This is a genomic window from Streptomyces sp. NPDC047130, assembly GCF_040643475.1.
GTDB lineage: Bacteria > Actinomycetota > Actinomycetes > Streptomycetales > Streptomycetaceae > Streptomyces.
This window is the reverse complement of the sequence record NZ_JBEYUK010000034.1, coordinates 49,604-64,457: the sequence shown is the minus strand read 5'-3', so window position 1 is coordinate 64,457 and position 14,854 is coordinate 49,604. Positions and strand designations below refer to the sequence as shown.

The following is a 14,854-nucleotide window of genomic DNA, read 5'->3' as shown; positions in this document are numbered from 1 at the left end:
GTGCGGCTGCTGACCGAGGCGCGGGAGTGGCCCGAGGCGGACCGTCCGCGCCGGGCCGGTGTCTCCTCGTTCGGCATCAGCGGCACCAACGCCCATGTCATCCTGGAAGCCGCACCCTCCGCCCCGGCCGCACCGTCCGCCGAGGACGACACGGCCGACCCGACGGACGGCGCCGCCGCGCCCTGGCTGCTGTCGGGCCGGTCGGCCGCGGCACTGGCCGAGCAGGCGGACCGGCTGCGCGCATTCCTCACCGGAAGGCCGGAGCCGGCCCCCGCAGCCGTGGCCCGCACCCTGCTGTCGCGTGCCCGACTCGACCACCGCGCGGTGGTGACCGGCGCCGACCGTGCGGAACTGCTGGACGGGCTGCGCGCACTGGCCGCGGGCGAGCAGGCCCGCGGAGTGGTGCGGGACCGGATCGGATCCGGCGGCCTGGCCCTGCTCTTCTCGGGCCAGGGCGCGCAGCGGGTCGGGATGGGGCGCGAGCTGTACGACGCATTCCCCGTCTTCGCGGACGCCTTCGACGCCGTGTGCGCCCGGGTCGACCTCGAACGGCCGCTGCGCGACGTGGTGTTCGGCGACGACGCGGAGCTGCTGGCGCGGACCGTGTACACGCAGCCCGCCCTGTTCGCCGTCGAGGTGGCGCTGTTCCGGCTCGTGGAGTCCTGGGGTGTGACCCCGGACGTGCTGGTGGGCCACTCCATCGGGGAGCTGGCCGCCGCGCACTGCGCCGGGGTGCTGTCCCTGGACGACGCGTGCGCCCTCGTCTCGGCGCGCGGCCGGCTGATGGACGCGCTGCCGTCCGGCGGCGCGATGCTCGCCGTGGAGACCTCCGAGGACCGGCTGGACCTGCCCGAGGGCGTGGACCTGGCGGCCGTCAACGGCCCCACCTCCGTGACCCTGTCGGGTGACGTCGACGCGATCGAGGCCCTTGAACAGCGGCTGCGCGCCGACGGTGTCCGCGTGAAGCGGCTGGTCGTCTCGCACGCGTTCCACTCGCACCTGATGGAGCCGATGCTCGACGAGTTCGCCGCCGTCGCGAAGTCGCTGACCTATCACGCCCCTGCCATCCCCGTGGTCACCACGGCCCCCGGCGACATGGCCGGCCCGGACTACTGGGTGGGGCAGATCCGCGAACCCGTCCGCTTCGCCGAGGCCGTGAGCCTGGCCCACGACTCCGGCGCCACCCGCTTCCTCGAGCTGGGCCCCGACGGTGTGCTGTGCGCGCTGGCCCAGCAGTCCTTGGGCGAGGGCGTGTTCGTGCCGTCGCTGCGCAAGGACCGGGACGAGTGCGAGTCGGTGACGGCCGCGCTGGGACGCCTGTGGGTCTCCGGCGTGGAGGTGGACTGGTCGGCTCTGCTGCCCGAGGGCCGTCCCGTCGAGCTGCCGACGTACGCGTTCCAGCGGGAGCGCTACTGGCCCGAGCCGGCGGTGGACACCACGCAGGCCGGTGCGGCCGGGCACCGGGACGAGGACGAGGCCCGCTTCTGGGAGGCCGTCGAACACGAGGACCTCGCCGGACTCGCCGACACCATCGGACTGCCCGACGTCCCCGACGCGGTCGGGACCCTCCTCCCGGCGCTCTCCACGTGGCGCAGACGCACCCGGGAGGACTCCGAACTGGCCGGGCTGCGCTACCGGGTGGACTGGCGGCCCGTCGTGGTCCCGGACACCGCGCTCGACGGCACCTGGCTGCTCGTCATCGAGACGGGCGACTGCGACGACGACGCCGGTGTCGGCGACGCGCTCCGGGCCGCCGGCGCCGAAGTCGTCCGCCTCGCGGTGGACACGGCCCGCTCCGACCGGCACGACGTGGCGGCACGGCTCCGCGCCTCCGCCGAAGCCGTCACGGGCGGCGTCACCGGCATCGTCCACGTGGCGGGACCGCACGCCGCCCTGCCGATGGAACTCGCCCTCGTCCAGGCCCTCGGCGACACCGGGATCGACGCGCCCCTGTGGTGCGTGACCCGCGGCGCCGTCGCCGTCAACGCGGGCGACCGGGTCACCCGGCCCGACCACGCCCAGCTGTGGGGCTTCGGACAGGTCGCCGCCCTCGAACACCCCAAGCGCTGGGGCGGCCTGATCGACCTGCCCGCCGACGGGAACTGCAACCCGGCCAGGCTGATCGCCGTCCTCGCGGGGGTCACCGGCGAGGACCAGGTCGCCGTGCGCGGCGGCCGGGTCCTCGGCCGGCGCCTCGTCCGGGCCGACCGCGCGGAGCAGAACGCGCCGGCCTGGACCCCGTCGCGGCCCGGCACCGTGCTCGTCACCGGCGGCACCGGCGCCCTCGGCGCCGCCACCGCCCGGTGGCTGGCCGACCGCGGCGTCGCACACCTCCTGCTCACCGGCCGCCGGGGCCCCCAGGCACCCGGCACCGCGGAACTGCGCGCCGAACTCGAGGCCAAGGGCGCCCGGGTGACCGTCGCGCAGTGCGACGTCTCCGACCGGGAGGCGGTGGCCGAACTCCTCGCCTCCGTCCCGGCGGACCTGCCGCTGACCGGCGTCGTCCACGCCGCCGGCGTGGCCCAGTCGGAACTGGTCGAACACACCGGCCCCGACGCCGTCGCGGACGTCACCGGCGGGAAGGTCCGCGGCGCGGCCCACCTGCACGCGCTGACCACCGCGACCGACACGCACGCGGACCTCGAACTCTTCGTGGTCTTCTCGTCCATCGCGGCCACCTGGGGCAGCGGCGGACAGGCCCTCTACGCGGCGGGCAACGCCTACCTGGACGCGCTGGTCCGGGCACGCCGGGACCGCGGGCTGGCCGGCACCTCCGTCGCCTGGGGACCCTGGGCGGGATCCGGCATGGCCGCGACGGGGGAGGCGGAGGAGTTCCTGCTCCGCCGCGGCATCACCCCCCTAGACCCCCGGCTGGCGACCGCCGCGCTCGCCCAGGCCGTCGACGCCGGGGAGTCCGCGCTGACCGTCGCCGACGTCGACTGGGCACGCTTCGCACCGGTGTTCACCTCCGGCCGGCCCAGCCCGCTGCTCGGCGAACTCCCCGAGGCGGTCCACGCGCTGACCGCCGACGACCCGGACGACGAGGGCGACACCGGCCTGCGCGAACGGCTCGCCGGCCTGAGCGCCGGCGAACGGCTGGCCGAACTCGGCCGGCTGATCCGGCGCACCCTCACCGTCGTCCTGCGGTACGCCCCGGACGAGCAGATCGACGACTCACGGCCCTACAGCGACCTCGGCTTCGACTCCCTCACCGCGGTGGAGTTCCGGGACCTGCTGGCCCGCGAGTGCGGGCAGCCCCTCCCGGCCACGCTCGTCTTCGACCACCCGACCCCGGCCGCCCTCGCCGAGCACCTGCACCGCACGCTCCCGGGCGCCGCGCCCGTCACCGACGTCGCCCCGCTCATCGGCGCGCTCGACGCCCTGGAGGCCGTGGCGGCCGACAACCCGCCGGACGAACTGTCCAAGGCGCGCCTCACCGTCCGTCTCCAGGCCTTCCTGGACAGCTGGACGGCGACCGGCCCGGCCGGCCGGAACACCAGGACCGCCCCGACGGCCGACACCGCCGCCGCGGACGAACCCGTGGCCGACCGGATCGCCGCCACCGACGACGACGAGGAGCTGATCAACCTCATCCGGGAACAGCTCGGCGCGGGCCTGGACGACTGACCCCCGGACACGACGGCGACGCCACGACGGCGACACCACGACAGCGACAGCACAACGGCGTGGCCCGGACCGGTTCACCACCGGTCCGGGCCACGCCGTCGTGCCGTCAGCGGGTCAGCTCACCTTCTCCTGCACCTTCCGCGGCTGGTCGCCGTCCACCGCCAGCAGCCAGCTCGGCAGGTCGGTGCGCTGCCGCACGTTCAGCTTGCGGTAGGTGCGCGTCAGATGCTGCTCCACCGTGCTCACCGTGATGAAGAGCGCGTCGGAGATCTGCCGGTTGGTCCGCCCCCGCGCGGCCAGCACCGCCACCCGGAGCTCGGCCTCGCTCAGCACGTCGTCCCGGTCACCGCCCTCCCCGGCCTGCGCCTCGCCCTGACCGCCCTGCCCGCCCTGGCCGACCTGCCATTCCTGCGCCTGACGCACCCAGGAAGCGGTGTCCGCACCCTGGGCCGCCTCGTCCGCGCGGAACAGGAAGCGCCGGGCGTGACCCGTCTCCCCGGACTGCCGCATCACCTGGTCGATGTCGGCCAGCGCCCGGGCGAGACCCTGCCGGTCGCCACAGGACTGGAACAGCTCCACCGCCTTGGAGAGCAGCTTGCGCCGGTGGTCGGGCGCGGCGGTCGAGGCCAGCAGGCGCAACGCCCGGCCCCGCGTCCGCTCGTCCAGCCCCTGCGACACGTGCAGCTGGTCCCGCAGGAGCTGCGCGGCGAGCGTCCGCTCCCCGAGCTCCATCTGCACCCGGGCCAGCTCCAGCCGCCACGGCACCAGCCCGGACGCCTCCAGGTTCCAGCCCCGCATCATGGCGCCGCAGCGCTGGAAGTCCGAGGAGGCGGCCTGCCGGCGTCCCATCGCCAGATGGTGCGATCCCCGGGCGACCAGGTAGTGCGCGCCGATCGGGGTGCGGAACATCCTCTCCGGCACCGGCTCGGCGAGCCAGCGTTCGGCCTCGGCATGCCTGCCGGTCTCCGTCGCACAGCTGATCAGCGTGCCCAGCGGCCCGCCGACGACCACCCCCCACGCCGGCACCGGCAGACCCTCCAGCGCGGCACGGGCTCCCTGCTCCGCCTCGGCCAGGTCGCCCAGCCGCAGCGCCGCCTCCGCGCGGATCGACTGCACCACACCCCGCCACACCGGGGTGTGACGGGCCTCCGGGCGGCCCAGCAGCGTGTCGCTCCACACCACGACCCGGCCGGCGCGCCCCCCGTACAGCAGCGCCAGCAGCGGGGCGACCAGCAGACCGCGGTTGCCCCGGTCCAGGTGGTGCCGCTGCAGGAACTGCTCGGCGGCGGCCGCGCTGTCCACCCCCTCCGTGGGGAGCAGAGCACTGCCCAGCACCGAGACCGCCTGCAGCAGCGGGCTGACCGAGTGCGGCGCGGTGGCCGCCCGGCTCCACCGGTCCCGCGACTCCCGCACCGACACCAGGAAGTCCGGGTGCGACAGGGAGACCAGCAGCCGCATCGCCTGCAGCCGGCCGTCCACGGCACCCGCCGCCCCGCCCGCCTTCGGCGCCGCCCTCCCCGGCGCGGCGGTCCTCGCCTCCCGGCCCGGGGCGACCGCGTCGGCGGCCTCCTCCGCCCGCCCCTGCCACAGCAGGTACGGCACCGCCGAGACGGGCGCGGGCGCCGGGTCCTCGTCGGCCCCCGCCGACTGCACCAGCATGTCCAGATCACGGTCGGCCGCCAGCGGATTCACCTGCCAGCGCGCCCCGACCAGCATGGTCGCCAGGGCGCCGCGCCGCCCCTCGTCGGCGCCTGCCCCGCGGCCCAGCCGCAGGTACGCCACCGACAGATCGGGCCGGCCCGCCGCCAGGGACTGCTCGGCGGCGTCCCGCAGCACCGGCGCCACCCACTCCTCACCCGTCCACCCGGAGGCGACCAGGTGCCCGGCCACCACGCTCGACGCGGCGCCGTGCTCGTGCAACGCCCTGGCGGCCCGCTCGTGCAGCCGCTGCCGCACCTCGGCCGGCGTGTCGGCCAGGACGGACTGCAGGATGCGCGGGTGCCGCAGCCGGTCGGTGTCCACGAGCCCCGAACTGTGCAGCACCCGCAGGGCCGACGCCACGGAGCCCGGCGGCATGCCGAGGAGCTGGCCGACCAGCTCCGGCGACGCCGACCGGTCCAGCACCGCCAGCGCCTGCGCGACCTTCCGCGCCTCCGGCTCGTGGCGGTAGAGACTGTGCAGCACGGCCTGGCCGAAGGCGTCACCGGCGCGCGGCTCCGGGGCGGACCCGCCGCCCTCGCCCTCGCGCCCCTCCTCCGCCAGCAGGGCCTGGACCAGCAGCGGACTGCCGCCCGTCGTCCCCACCAGGCGCCGCGCCTCCTCCAGCGCCTCGCCGCCCGCCGCGCCCTGCGGTCCCCCGGCGCGGGCGGGGAGCGCCCGCGCCACCAGGTCCGCGGTCAGCGGCGGCAAGGCCACCTGCGTCAGGCGCGGCCGGCTGCGCAGCTCCGCGTGGAACAAGGGGTTCGCCGGACGGGACGTCAGGGCCTCCGACAGCAGCACCATCACCGGCACGTGCTGCAGCCGCCGCGTCACGTACAGGAGGGAATGCAGCGACGTCGCGTCCGCGTGGTGCAGGTCGTCCACCACCAGGACCAGCGGACCCGGGTCGACCAGCTCGAGAAGGGTCGCGAACACCTCGCGCGACAGCGGTGCCCACAGGGCGCCCTCGGCCGGCAGCTCGTCCGCCGCCTCCCACCCGGCCTCGGCCGCGGGAACGACGTCGGCGGCCTCGCGCATCAGCTTCTCGGCCCGCGTCGTGTCGCTGCCCGCCAGCCGGGCACCGTGCAGGAGCTGCCCGAGCACGCCGAAGGGCAGGCCCTGCTCGGCACGGGACCCGGCGGCCGTCAGCACCCGCGCGCCGGTGGCGACCGCGCCCCGGTGGAAGGTCTCCAGCACCTGCGTCTTCCCGCTGCCGACCGGACCGGTCACCAGGGCCACATGGCCCTTCCTCTGGTGCGCGCACTCGTGCAGGTCCCGCCGGAGCCGGGCGAATTCATTGACTCGTTCGATCAGCACGACTGGTTCCGCCTCCCCGTCTACGGTTCCGGACCAGCGGTGGTGCCGATCCGACGCCGCTCCCCGTCCGCGCCGCCGGACATACCGGCCCGCGGATTCCCGGCTCAGATAAAAATTCTCAAAACCGGGGCAATGCCGAAGTCAAACCGTCGGCAGATTTGCATGCCTGACTCCGGAGAAGCAACAGAGGTCATCGGGGCGGAGCGGCGGAGCGCCCCCGCCGACGCCGTGACGCAATCCCGTCGGTGCGGCGGCCCCGTGCTGCGCCGACGCGTCCGCGACCCCCGGGACCGGGACTTCTCCCTGGCCGGAGAGCGACGGGGCGGTTTCCGGCCACGACGCGTCCTGCCGCCGGCCTCTCGCGGAGGCCGTCGCGGACCCGTTCTCCCGCACAGCGGGACCGAGGCGTCCTTCGAGCCGCTCTGGACGCCTTCTCGAGCGGCCCGCGAAATGCACGGGCGCGGGCCTTCGCGGACGCCCGGGGAAAGCCCGGGGAAATGCGTCGACCGTTGCTCGCCCTTTCCGTCGCGGCGCATGCTTCGTGTGAGATCCGTGCGTGAAGGAAAGAGCGGTTCGATGTTGGACTGGGGTAGGGTGGCCGCCGGAGGTGAGGTCCGTGTCCACTGAGGACCAGTTGTTCAGCGCGGTGGACGCGCTCCTGGAACAGGTCGCCCAGAACGACCTTCCGGCCCCGGCCGAGCGCAGGAGGCTGCGGGAGGCGGCGGGGTTGAGCCAGGCTCAGGTCGCGGCCGCGTTGAACACCCGCCGCGAGACCGTCGCGAGCTGGGAGTCCGGGAGGAACGAGCCGCGGCCGCCCCAGCGGGCCGCCTACGCCCGGCTCCTGGAACGCCTCGCCGAACGCTTCCCCGCCCCCGACACCGCCCCGCCGGCAACCCCCTCGGTCCCGGTCCCGGCTCCCGCCCCGAGTGCGGCCCCGGCTTCCCTCCCCGCCCCCGCCTCGGCGGTCCCGAACCCTGCCCCGGCTCCCGCTCCTGCCCCGGCTCCCGCTCCGGGTTCGCCCACCGCCTCGGGTGCAACTCCCGCCCCGGCACCCGCCCCGGCCCCGGCCGGCGCCTCAGCTCCCGCTCCGGCTCCCGCTCCGGTCGCGGGCCCGGCTCCCGCCGCAGGCTCGGCTCCCGCCGCGGTCCGGGGCCCCGCCGCGGCCCAGGGCCCCGCCCGGGGTTCGGCTCCGGCTGTCGGGGCGGCCCCCCCGGCGGGCAGCGGGGCCTCGGCGTCCGCGCGGCGGCCCGCTGCCCGCAAGGCGGCGCAGAAGGGGGCGAGGCCGGCGGCGCGGAAGCCGGCCGCCGCCACCACCGCCGTCGACCCCCGCTTCGAGAACGGACCCCTGGCCGTCGTGGACGTCGACGAGGACGGCCGCGTCGTCGCCTACTGCGTCGGCGGCCTGGTCCTGGACGTGCCCGCCAAGTCCCTCCCGGCACTGGTGGACTGGACGCTGGCCGAGGCCCGGCTCGGCCAGCCGCGCCTGCACCGCCACGGCCGTGACGCCGACCCCGTCCTCGTCCTCGCCGCCGCCGCACTCGAACGCTACGGCCTGCCCGCCGAGCTCTCGCCGGAGGAACGCCGCGCCGGACGCCTCCCCGCCGGCCACAAGGTGGTCAAGCAGATTGCCCGGGCGGGCCTGCACCTCACCCAGCGCGGGTTCGGGGCGTGGACGCGGGTCTACCGCGAGCCCGAGGGCTCCCGGCGCCGCTGCGTACAACTCGCCGTCCCCGCCTGGGGCGCGCTGCCCGCCGAGGAGTGGGACGACCGGCACGACCCCCGCCTCCCCGCCATGCACGCCGCCGACCTGGCCCGCTTCCTCGGCACCTACGCCGAGCGGGTGATGACCCCGCGCGGCACGACCGCCGTCACCGGCCTCGAGCTGATGACGGCACTGCGCCCCCCGACGCGCGCGGAGAAGGACCCGGCGACCGGCGAGTTCCGGCAGGCGTTCAACGACGACGCCCTCACCCGCCTGTACGACGTGGTGGAGTGCGAGGTCCCCGACGAACACCCGGTCCTCAAGGGCCGGTTCCCCCGGCACCACCAGCGCACCCCGGCCGAGATGCTGATGGAGGAGCCGTACAACTGGTGCCGGCCGCTCACCGACGACGAGTGCATGCGTCCGTACCTGGTCGCCATCGACGTCAACATGGCCTTCGCCGCCGCCGCGAACGGCCTCACCGTCGGCCTGGACGGGCCCGAACACCTCACCGGCAACCCCCCGTTCGACCCGGCGCTCCCCGGCTCCTGGCTGGTCGACCTCTCCCACGTCGACCTCGGCCGCGTGCGGGTCGACGGCCGCACCGTCGACGCGGACCGGCTGCCGTCCCCGTTCACGCCGACCGGCGAACGCCCCACCGGCCCGGCCTGGTACGCCACGCCCACCGTCGCCTACGCCCGGGAACTCGGCTTCGACGTCGCGCCCCTCGAGGCGTACGTGCGCACCCGCACCGGCCGCTACCTCGACCCCTGGTACAAGCGCCTGCGCGACGCCTACGTGTCGACGATGGCCGACCTCGGCGTCACCACGGACCTCGGGGGCCAGGACTTCCTCGACGCCATGGCCCGCTCACGGGACGCCGACCCGGCGCTGGCCCTGGTGCTGAAGGCCGTCAAGGCCACCGCGAAGGGCGGCATCGGCAAGCTGCGGCAGCGCAACCGCGGCCAGGTGCCCTACTACGAGCCCTGGCCTGCCCTGGAACGCCCGACGTGGCGTCCGGACATCCGGGCCGCCGTGCTGGCCGGGGTGCGGGTGAGCATGCACCGCAAGATGATGAAGACCGCCGCCACCGCCGGCGTCTACCCCGTCGCCATCGGCACGGACGCCCTCGTCTACCCCTCGCCCGGCCCGTCCCCCCTCGACTTCCTGCCCCACACCCCCGACGGCAGGCCGGTCCCGGGCACCTTCCGGCTCGGCGTCTCGCCCGGCATGGTCAAGCACCAGGGCACCGAGACCGTGCTGTGGGCGGAGCAGCAGTTCGAGGAGCACGGCGGCGTCTTCAACATCGCCAACCTCGTCAAGACGGACCGGAACGCCGGAGAAGGGGAGTAACCGCCGGTGGACTCGATCGGGGACGGCCTGGACCGTGCGCTGGAGGCGGCGTTCACCCGCCCCGTCCCGCGGAGCGCCCAGGCGCAGATGCGGTACCTGGTGAAGCAGCTCAAGGGCACCGCCGCCGTGGCCCGGGCCCTCGGCGTCTCCCAGCGCACCGTGGAGCGCTACGTCAAGGGCCAGTTGAAACGGCCCCGCGCCGCCCTGCGCGAGCGCATGGAACGCGAGGTCAGGAAGCGGTGGCAGCCGCAGATCCGCGCCAGGGCCAAGGAGAGGGCCGCCTCCACCGACGGCCTGGTCGTCTCCACCCGCGCCCGGTTCGGCTTCACCGCGGCTCCGGGCACCACGGACGACGCCCGGATCCGCGACATCACCCAGGCGCTGCCGCCGGAGTTCGCGGACCGGCTGTTCGCGGCCCGGGACCAGGGCGCCTCCGAGGACCGGCTCCGCGAGATCGCGGCCGAGGGCCTGGGCCGCATGTACTTCCGCGACAACGACCGGCGCGCCCAGGGACTGGCGGTGGAGTTCACCGACGTCCAGCACGTCGACATCAGCCTGTGACCCGCCGGGCGCTCCCGGGCCGCGCGCTCCCGGGCCGGGCGCGCCGTGCCCGCGCCCGGGAGCGTGGCGCCGTCAGCGGCCGGTGAAGACGATGTCGTGCCAGGACTTGCGGGCGGCGCCGGTGTTCTCGGACATGACGTGCTTGACGTTGGTGTACTCGTCGAAGGAGTAGACCGACATGTCCTTGCCGAAGCCGGACGCCTTGAAGCCGCCGTGCGGCATCTCGCTGACGATCGGGATGTGGTCGTTGACCCACACGCAGCCCGCCTGGATCTCGCGGGTGGCGCGGCCCGCGCGGAAGACGTTGGTGGTCCAGGCGGAGGCGGCCAGCCCGTACGGCGTGTCGTTGGCGAGCCGGATGCCGTCGTCGTCGGAGTCGAACGGCAGGCAGACGAGGACGGGCCCGAAGACCTCCTGCTGGACGATCGCGGAGTCCTGCGCCGCACCCGTGACGAGCGTGGGCTCGTAGTACGCGCCGCCCGCCAGGCCGCCACCGGGGGCCCGGCCTCCCCGGACCACCGTCGCGCCCGCCGCGCGGGCGGCGTCGACCATCCCGGCGACCCGGTCGCGCTGCCGGGACGAGATCAGCGAGCCCATGTCGGTGGCGGGATCGTCCACCGGGCCGAGCCGGACCTCGTCCATCAGCTCGGCGACCCGCCCGACGAACCGGTCGTACAGCGGGCCCTGGACGTAGGCGCGGGTGGCGGCCGTGCAGTCCTGGCCGGCGTTGATGAGGCTTCCGGCGACGGCGCCCCGGGCGGCCGCCTCCAGGTCGGCGTCGTCGAAGACGACGAACGGGGCCTTGCCGCCCAGCTCCAGGTGGACCCGCTTGACCGTCCCGGCGGCCTGCGCGGCGATCTGCCGGCCCACCGCGGTGGAGCCGGTGAACGACACCATGGCGACGTCCGGATGCCCGACCAGCGCCTGCCCCGCGACCGGGCCCGTGCCGGTGACGACGTTGATCACCCCGTCGGGAATGCCGGCCTCCCGCGCCGCCTCCGCGAACATCAGCGAGGTCAGCGGGGTCAGCTCGGACGGCTTCAGCACGACGGTGTTGCCGGCCGCGACCGCCGGCAGCAGCTTCCACGCCGCCATCTGCAGGGGGTAGTTCCACGGCGCCACCGAGCCGACGACGCCCAGCGGTTCACGCCGGACGGAGGACGTGTGCTCGCCGGAGTACTCCGCCGACGCACGGCCTTCCAGGTTGCGGGCGGCCCCGGCGAAGAAGCGGATGTTGTCGATGGTGCCCGGCACGTCGAACCCGCGGGTCAGCCGGATCGGCTTGCCGCACATGCGGCTCTCGACGGCGGCGAACTCCTCGTCGCCCGCCTGCACCCGGTCCGCCCAGCGGGACAGTGCCTCGGACCGTTCGGCGGGCGTGGCCCGCGACCAGGCGGGGAACGCCTCCCGCGCCGCGGCGACCGCCGCGTCCACGTCCTCGGGGCCGGCCAGGACGCCGGAGGCCAGGACCTCGCCGGTGGCGGGACTCGTCACCGCGAACCGCTCGCCGGACGTACCGGGGCGGCGGCGCCCCGCGATGAAGTGGTCTGCGTCGATCTGCATTGCCGTCAGTTCTCCAGCTCGTCGGTACCGAAGGAAGGATGCGTGCGGACGCGACGCCGCGGGCACCCCGGAGGCCGGGGTGCCCGCGGCGTCACCCGGTCGAGGATCAGCCGTCGCCCTTGACCAGCAGGTCGTCGACGCGGCCGAGGACCTCGCCCAGGATGCGCAGGCCCTCCCGCGCCTCGTCGTCGGTGACGGTGCACGGCGGGACCATGTGGATCCGGTTGGAGTTGGTGAACGGCAGCATGCCCAGCTCCTTGCAGGCGCGGACGGCCTCCGCCATCACCGGGCTGCCGCCCCCGGTCGGCGCCACGGGCTCCCTGGTCACCTGGTCGGCGACCAGCTCCACCGCCCAGAACACGCCCCGCCCCCGCACCTCGCCGACGCAGCGGTGCCGTGCGGCGAGCGCGGCCAGACCGGGGCCGAGGACCTCCTCGCCGATCCGGCGGGCGTTGTCCACGACGCCGTCCCGCTCCATCACGGTGATCGCCGCGACGGCCGCCGCGCAGGCCAGCGGATGCCCCGAGTACGTCAGACCACCCGGGTACGGGCGGTGCGCGAAGTGGTCCGCGATCCGCTCCCCGATGGCCACGCCGCCCAGCGGCACGTACCCCGAGTTGACCCCCTTGGCGAAGGTCAGCAGGTCCGGGACCACCCCCTCGTCCTCTGCGACGAACCAGCTGCCGGCGCGCCCGAACCCGGTCATCACCTCGTCGAGAACGAGCACGATGCCGTACCGGTCGCACAGCGCCCGCACCCCGGCGAGGTAGCCCGGCGGCGGCAGCATGATGCCGGCCGTGCCGGGGATCGACTCCAGCAGGACCGCCGCCACGGTCTGCGGACCCTCCAGCTCGATGACCTGTTCGAGGTGGGCGAGGGCCCGCTCGCACTCCTCGGCCTCGGAGGAGGCGTGGAAGTGGCTGCGGTACAGGTAGGGGCCGAAGAAGTGGACGACGCCCGCGTCCGCCTTGTCGTTGGCCCAGCGCCGGGGGTCGCCGGTGAGGTTGATCGCGGTCTGCGTCCCGCCGTGGTACGAGCGGTAGCGGGTGAGGACCTTGGGGCGGCCGGTGCTCAGCCGGGCCATCCGCACGGCGTGCTCGTTGGCGTCGGCGCCGCCGTTGGTGAAGAAGATCCGGTTCAGGTCGCCCGGGGTGCGCTCGCTGATCAGCCGGGCGGCCTCGGAGCGCCGGTCGTTGGCGTGCTGGGGGGCGACCGTGGCCAGGGTGCGGGCCTGCTCGACGATCGCCTCGACCACGTCGGGGTGCTGGTGGCCGATGTTGGTGTTCACCAGCTGGGAGGAGAAGTCCAGCAGGCGGTTGCCGGCGCCGTCCCAGACGTAGGAGCCCTCGGCGCGGGTGATCACCATCGGGGTGATCTCGGCCTGCGCCGACCAGGAGTGGAAGACGTGCCGGCGGTCGAGCTCGTAGGTCCGGGCGGCGGCGTCGAGCAGGGACTCGGCGGGAACTTCGGTCATGACGGTCGTCCTCTCAGACGTTCTGCGGGAAGCCGAGGTCGACGCCGCCCTCGGCGGGGGTCCGCCAGCGGGTGGTGACGACCTTCCCCCGGGTGAAGAAGTGCACGCCCTCGGTGCCGTGCGCGTGGCTGTCGCCGAACAGTGAGTTCTTCCAGCCGCCGAAGCTGTAGTACGCCGTGGGCACCGGGATGGGCACGTTGATCCCCACCATGCCCACCTCCACCTCGTTGTTGAACCTGCGGGCCGCGCCACCGTCGTTGGTGAACAGCGCCGTGCCGTTGCCGAACGGGTTGGCGTTGACCAGGTTCAGGGCCTCGTCGTAGGTGTCCACCCGGAGCACCGACAGCACCGGGCCGAAGATCTCGTCGGTGTAGCAGGACATGTCGGTGCTGACGTGGTCGACGACGGTCGGCCCCAGCCAGAAGCCGTCCGCCTCGCCGTCCGCGGCGACCTCGCGGCCGTCCACCACGAGGGTCGCGCCCTCCGCCTCGGCGCGGTCGACGTACCCGGCGACGCGGTCCCGGTGCGCGGCGGTGACCAGCGGCCCCATGTCGCAGCCCCGGGTGCCGTCCCCGGTGCGCAGCGCGCGCGCCCGCTCCGCGATCTTCGCCACCAGCGCGTCGCCGACGCCGCCGACCGCCACCACCGCGGAGACGGCCATGCAGCGCTCGCCCGCCGAGCCGAAACCGGCGGAGACCAGCGCGTCCGCCGCCGTGTCCAGGTCCGCGTCGGGCAGCACCACGGCGTGGTTCTTCGCACCGCCGAGCGCCTGCACCCGCTTGCCGTGCGCGGTGGCCGTCGCGTACACGTACTGGGCGATCGGCGTGGAACCGACGAAGCTCACGGCCTTCACCGCCCGGTGCGTCAGCAGCTCGTCCACGGCCGGCTTGTCGCCCTGCAGCACGTTGAAGACGCCCGCGGGCAGACCCGCCTCGGCCCACAGCTCGGCCAGCCACAGCGCGGCCGAGGGCGCCTTCTCGCTCGGCTTCAGCACGACGGTGTTGCCGGCCGCGATGGCGATGGGGAAGAACCACATCGGCACCATGGCGGGGAAGTTGAACGGAGCGATGATCGCGACGACGCCCAGCGGCCGGCGCACCGAGTGCACGTCCACCCCCGTCGACACGTTCTCGCTGAACGCGCCCTTGAGCAGATGGGGCATGCCGCAGGCGAACTCCACGACCTCCTGGCCCCGGGCGACCTCGCCCAGCGCGTCGGAGAGCACCTTGCCGTGCTCGGCGGTGATGATCGCCGCCAGCTCCTCCTTGCGCGCGTTGAGCAGCTCCCGGAACCGGAAGACGACCGAGGTCCGCCTGGCCAGCGAGGTGTCCCGCCAGGCCGGGAACGCCGCCGCGGCGGCCTCGACGGCGGCCCGGGCGTCCGCCACGTCCGCCAGCGCCACCTCGCGGGTCACCGCCCCGGTCGCCGGATTCGTCACCGGCGCCGTGCGCCCGCCGCTCCCGGCGAACGGCTTGTTGTCCACCCAATGTCCGACGCGCTGCAGGTCCGTCGTCACCACTGATCCCTCACCTTGTTCCGGTCGCGCACAAGCTGGCGGA

7 protein-coding genes are annotated in these 14,854 nt (G+C 74.9%); 3 read left to right on the top strand and 4 right to left on the bottom strand.

Annotated features, from left to right (window positions below; translation table 11 throughout):
* A partial coding sequence (locus tag ABZ836_RS27980) for an SDR family NAD(P)-dependent oxidoreductase (RefSeq protein WP_361146701.1) occupies window positions 1-3,627 on the top strand: 3,627 nt, incomplete at its 5' end.
* Between the two features lie 114 nt (window positions 3,628-3,741).
* Here the strand turns inward: ABZ836_RS27980 and ABZ836_RS27975 are convergent.
* Window positions 3,742-6,642, bottom strand: a complete 2,901-nt coding sequence (locus tag ABZ836_RS27975; protein ID WP_361146698.1) for an AAA family ATPase — start codon at window positions 6,640-6,642, stop codon at window positions 3,742-3,744.
* 616 nt (window positions 6,643-7,258) lie between these two features.
* On the opposite strand from ABZ836_RS27975, the gene ABZ836_RS27970 reads away from it, so the two are divergent.
* Together ABZ836_RS27970 and ABZ836_RS27965 are read left to right on the top strand one after the other, a co-directional pair.
* Window positions 7,259-9,697, top strand: a complete 2,439-nt coding sequence (locus ABZ836_RS27970) for a helix-turn-helix transcriptional regulator (RefSeq protein WP_361146695.1) — start codon at window positions 7,259-7,261, stop codon at window positions 9,695-9,697.
* Between the two features lie 6 nt (window positions 9,698-9,703).
* Window positions 9,704-10,258 (top strand): XRE family transcriptional regulator, encoded by a 555-nt coding sequence (locus ABZ836_RS27965; protein WP_356133379.1) that lies wholly within the window; start codon window positions 9,704-9,706, stop codon window positions 10,256-10,258.
* Between the two features lie 72 nt (window positions 10,259-10,330).
* Here ABZ836_RS27965 and ABZ836_RS27960 read toward each other — a convergent pair whose 3' ends face one another.
* From ABZ836_RS27960 to ABZ836_RS27950, 3 genes are all read right to left on the bottom strand, one after another.
* Entirely contained in the window at window positions 10,331-11,821 is a 1,491-nt protein-coding gene (locus ABZ836_RS27960; protein WP_361146691.1) for a gamma-aminobutyraldehyde dehydrogenase, read from the bottom strand.
* A 106-nt stretch (window positions 11,822-11,927) separates the two neighbouring features.
* Complete coding sequence (locus ABZ836_RS27955; RefSeq protein ID WP_361146688.1) at window positions 11,928-13,295, bottom strand: aspartate aminotransferase family protein; 1,368 nt, start codon at window positions 13,293-13,295, stop codon at window positions 11,928-11,930.
* Between the two features lie 13 nt (window positions 13,296-13,308).
* Window positions 13,309-14,811, bottom strand: a complete 1,503-nt coding sequence (locus ABZ836_RS27950) for a CoA-acylating methylmalonate-semialdehyde dehydrogenase (protein WP_361146685.1) — start codon at window positions 14,809-14,811, stop codon at window positions 13,309-13,311.
* Window positions 14,812-14,854 lie beyond the last annotated feature (43 nt).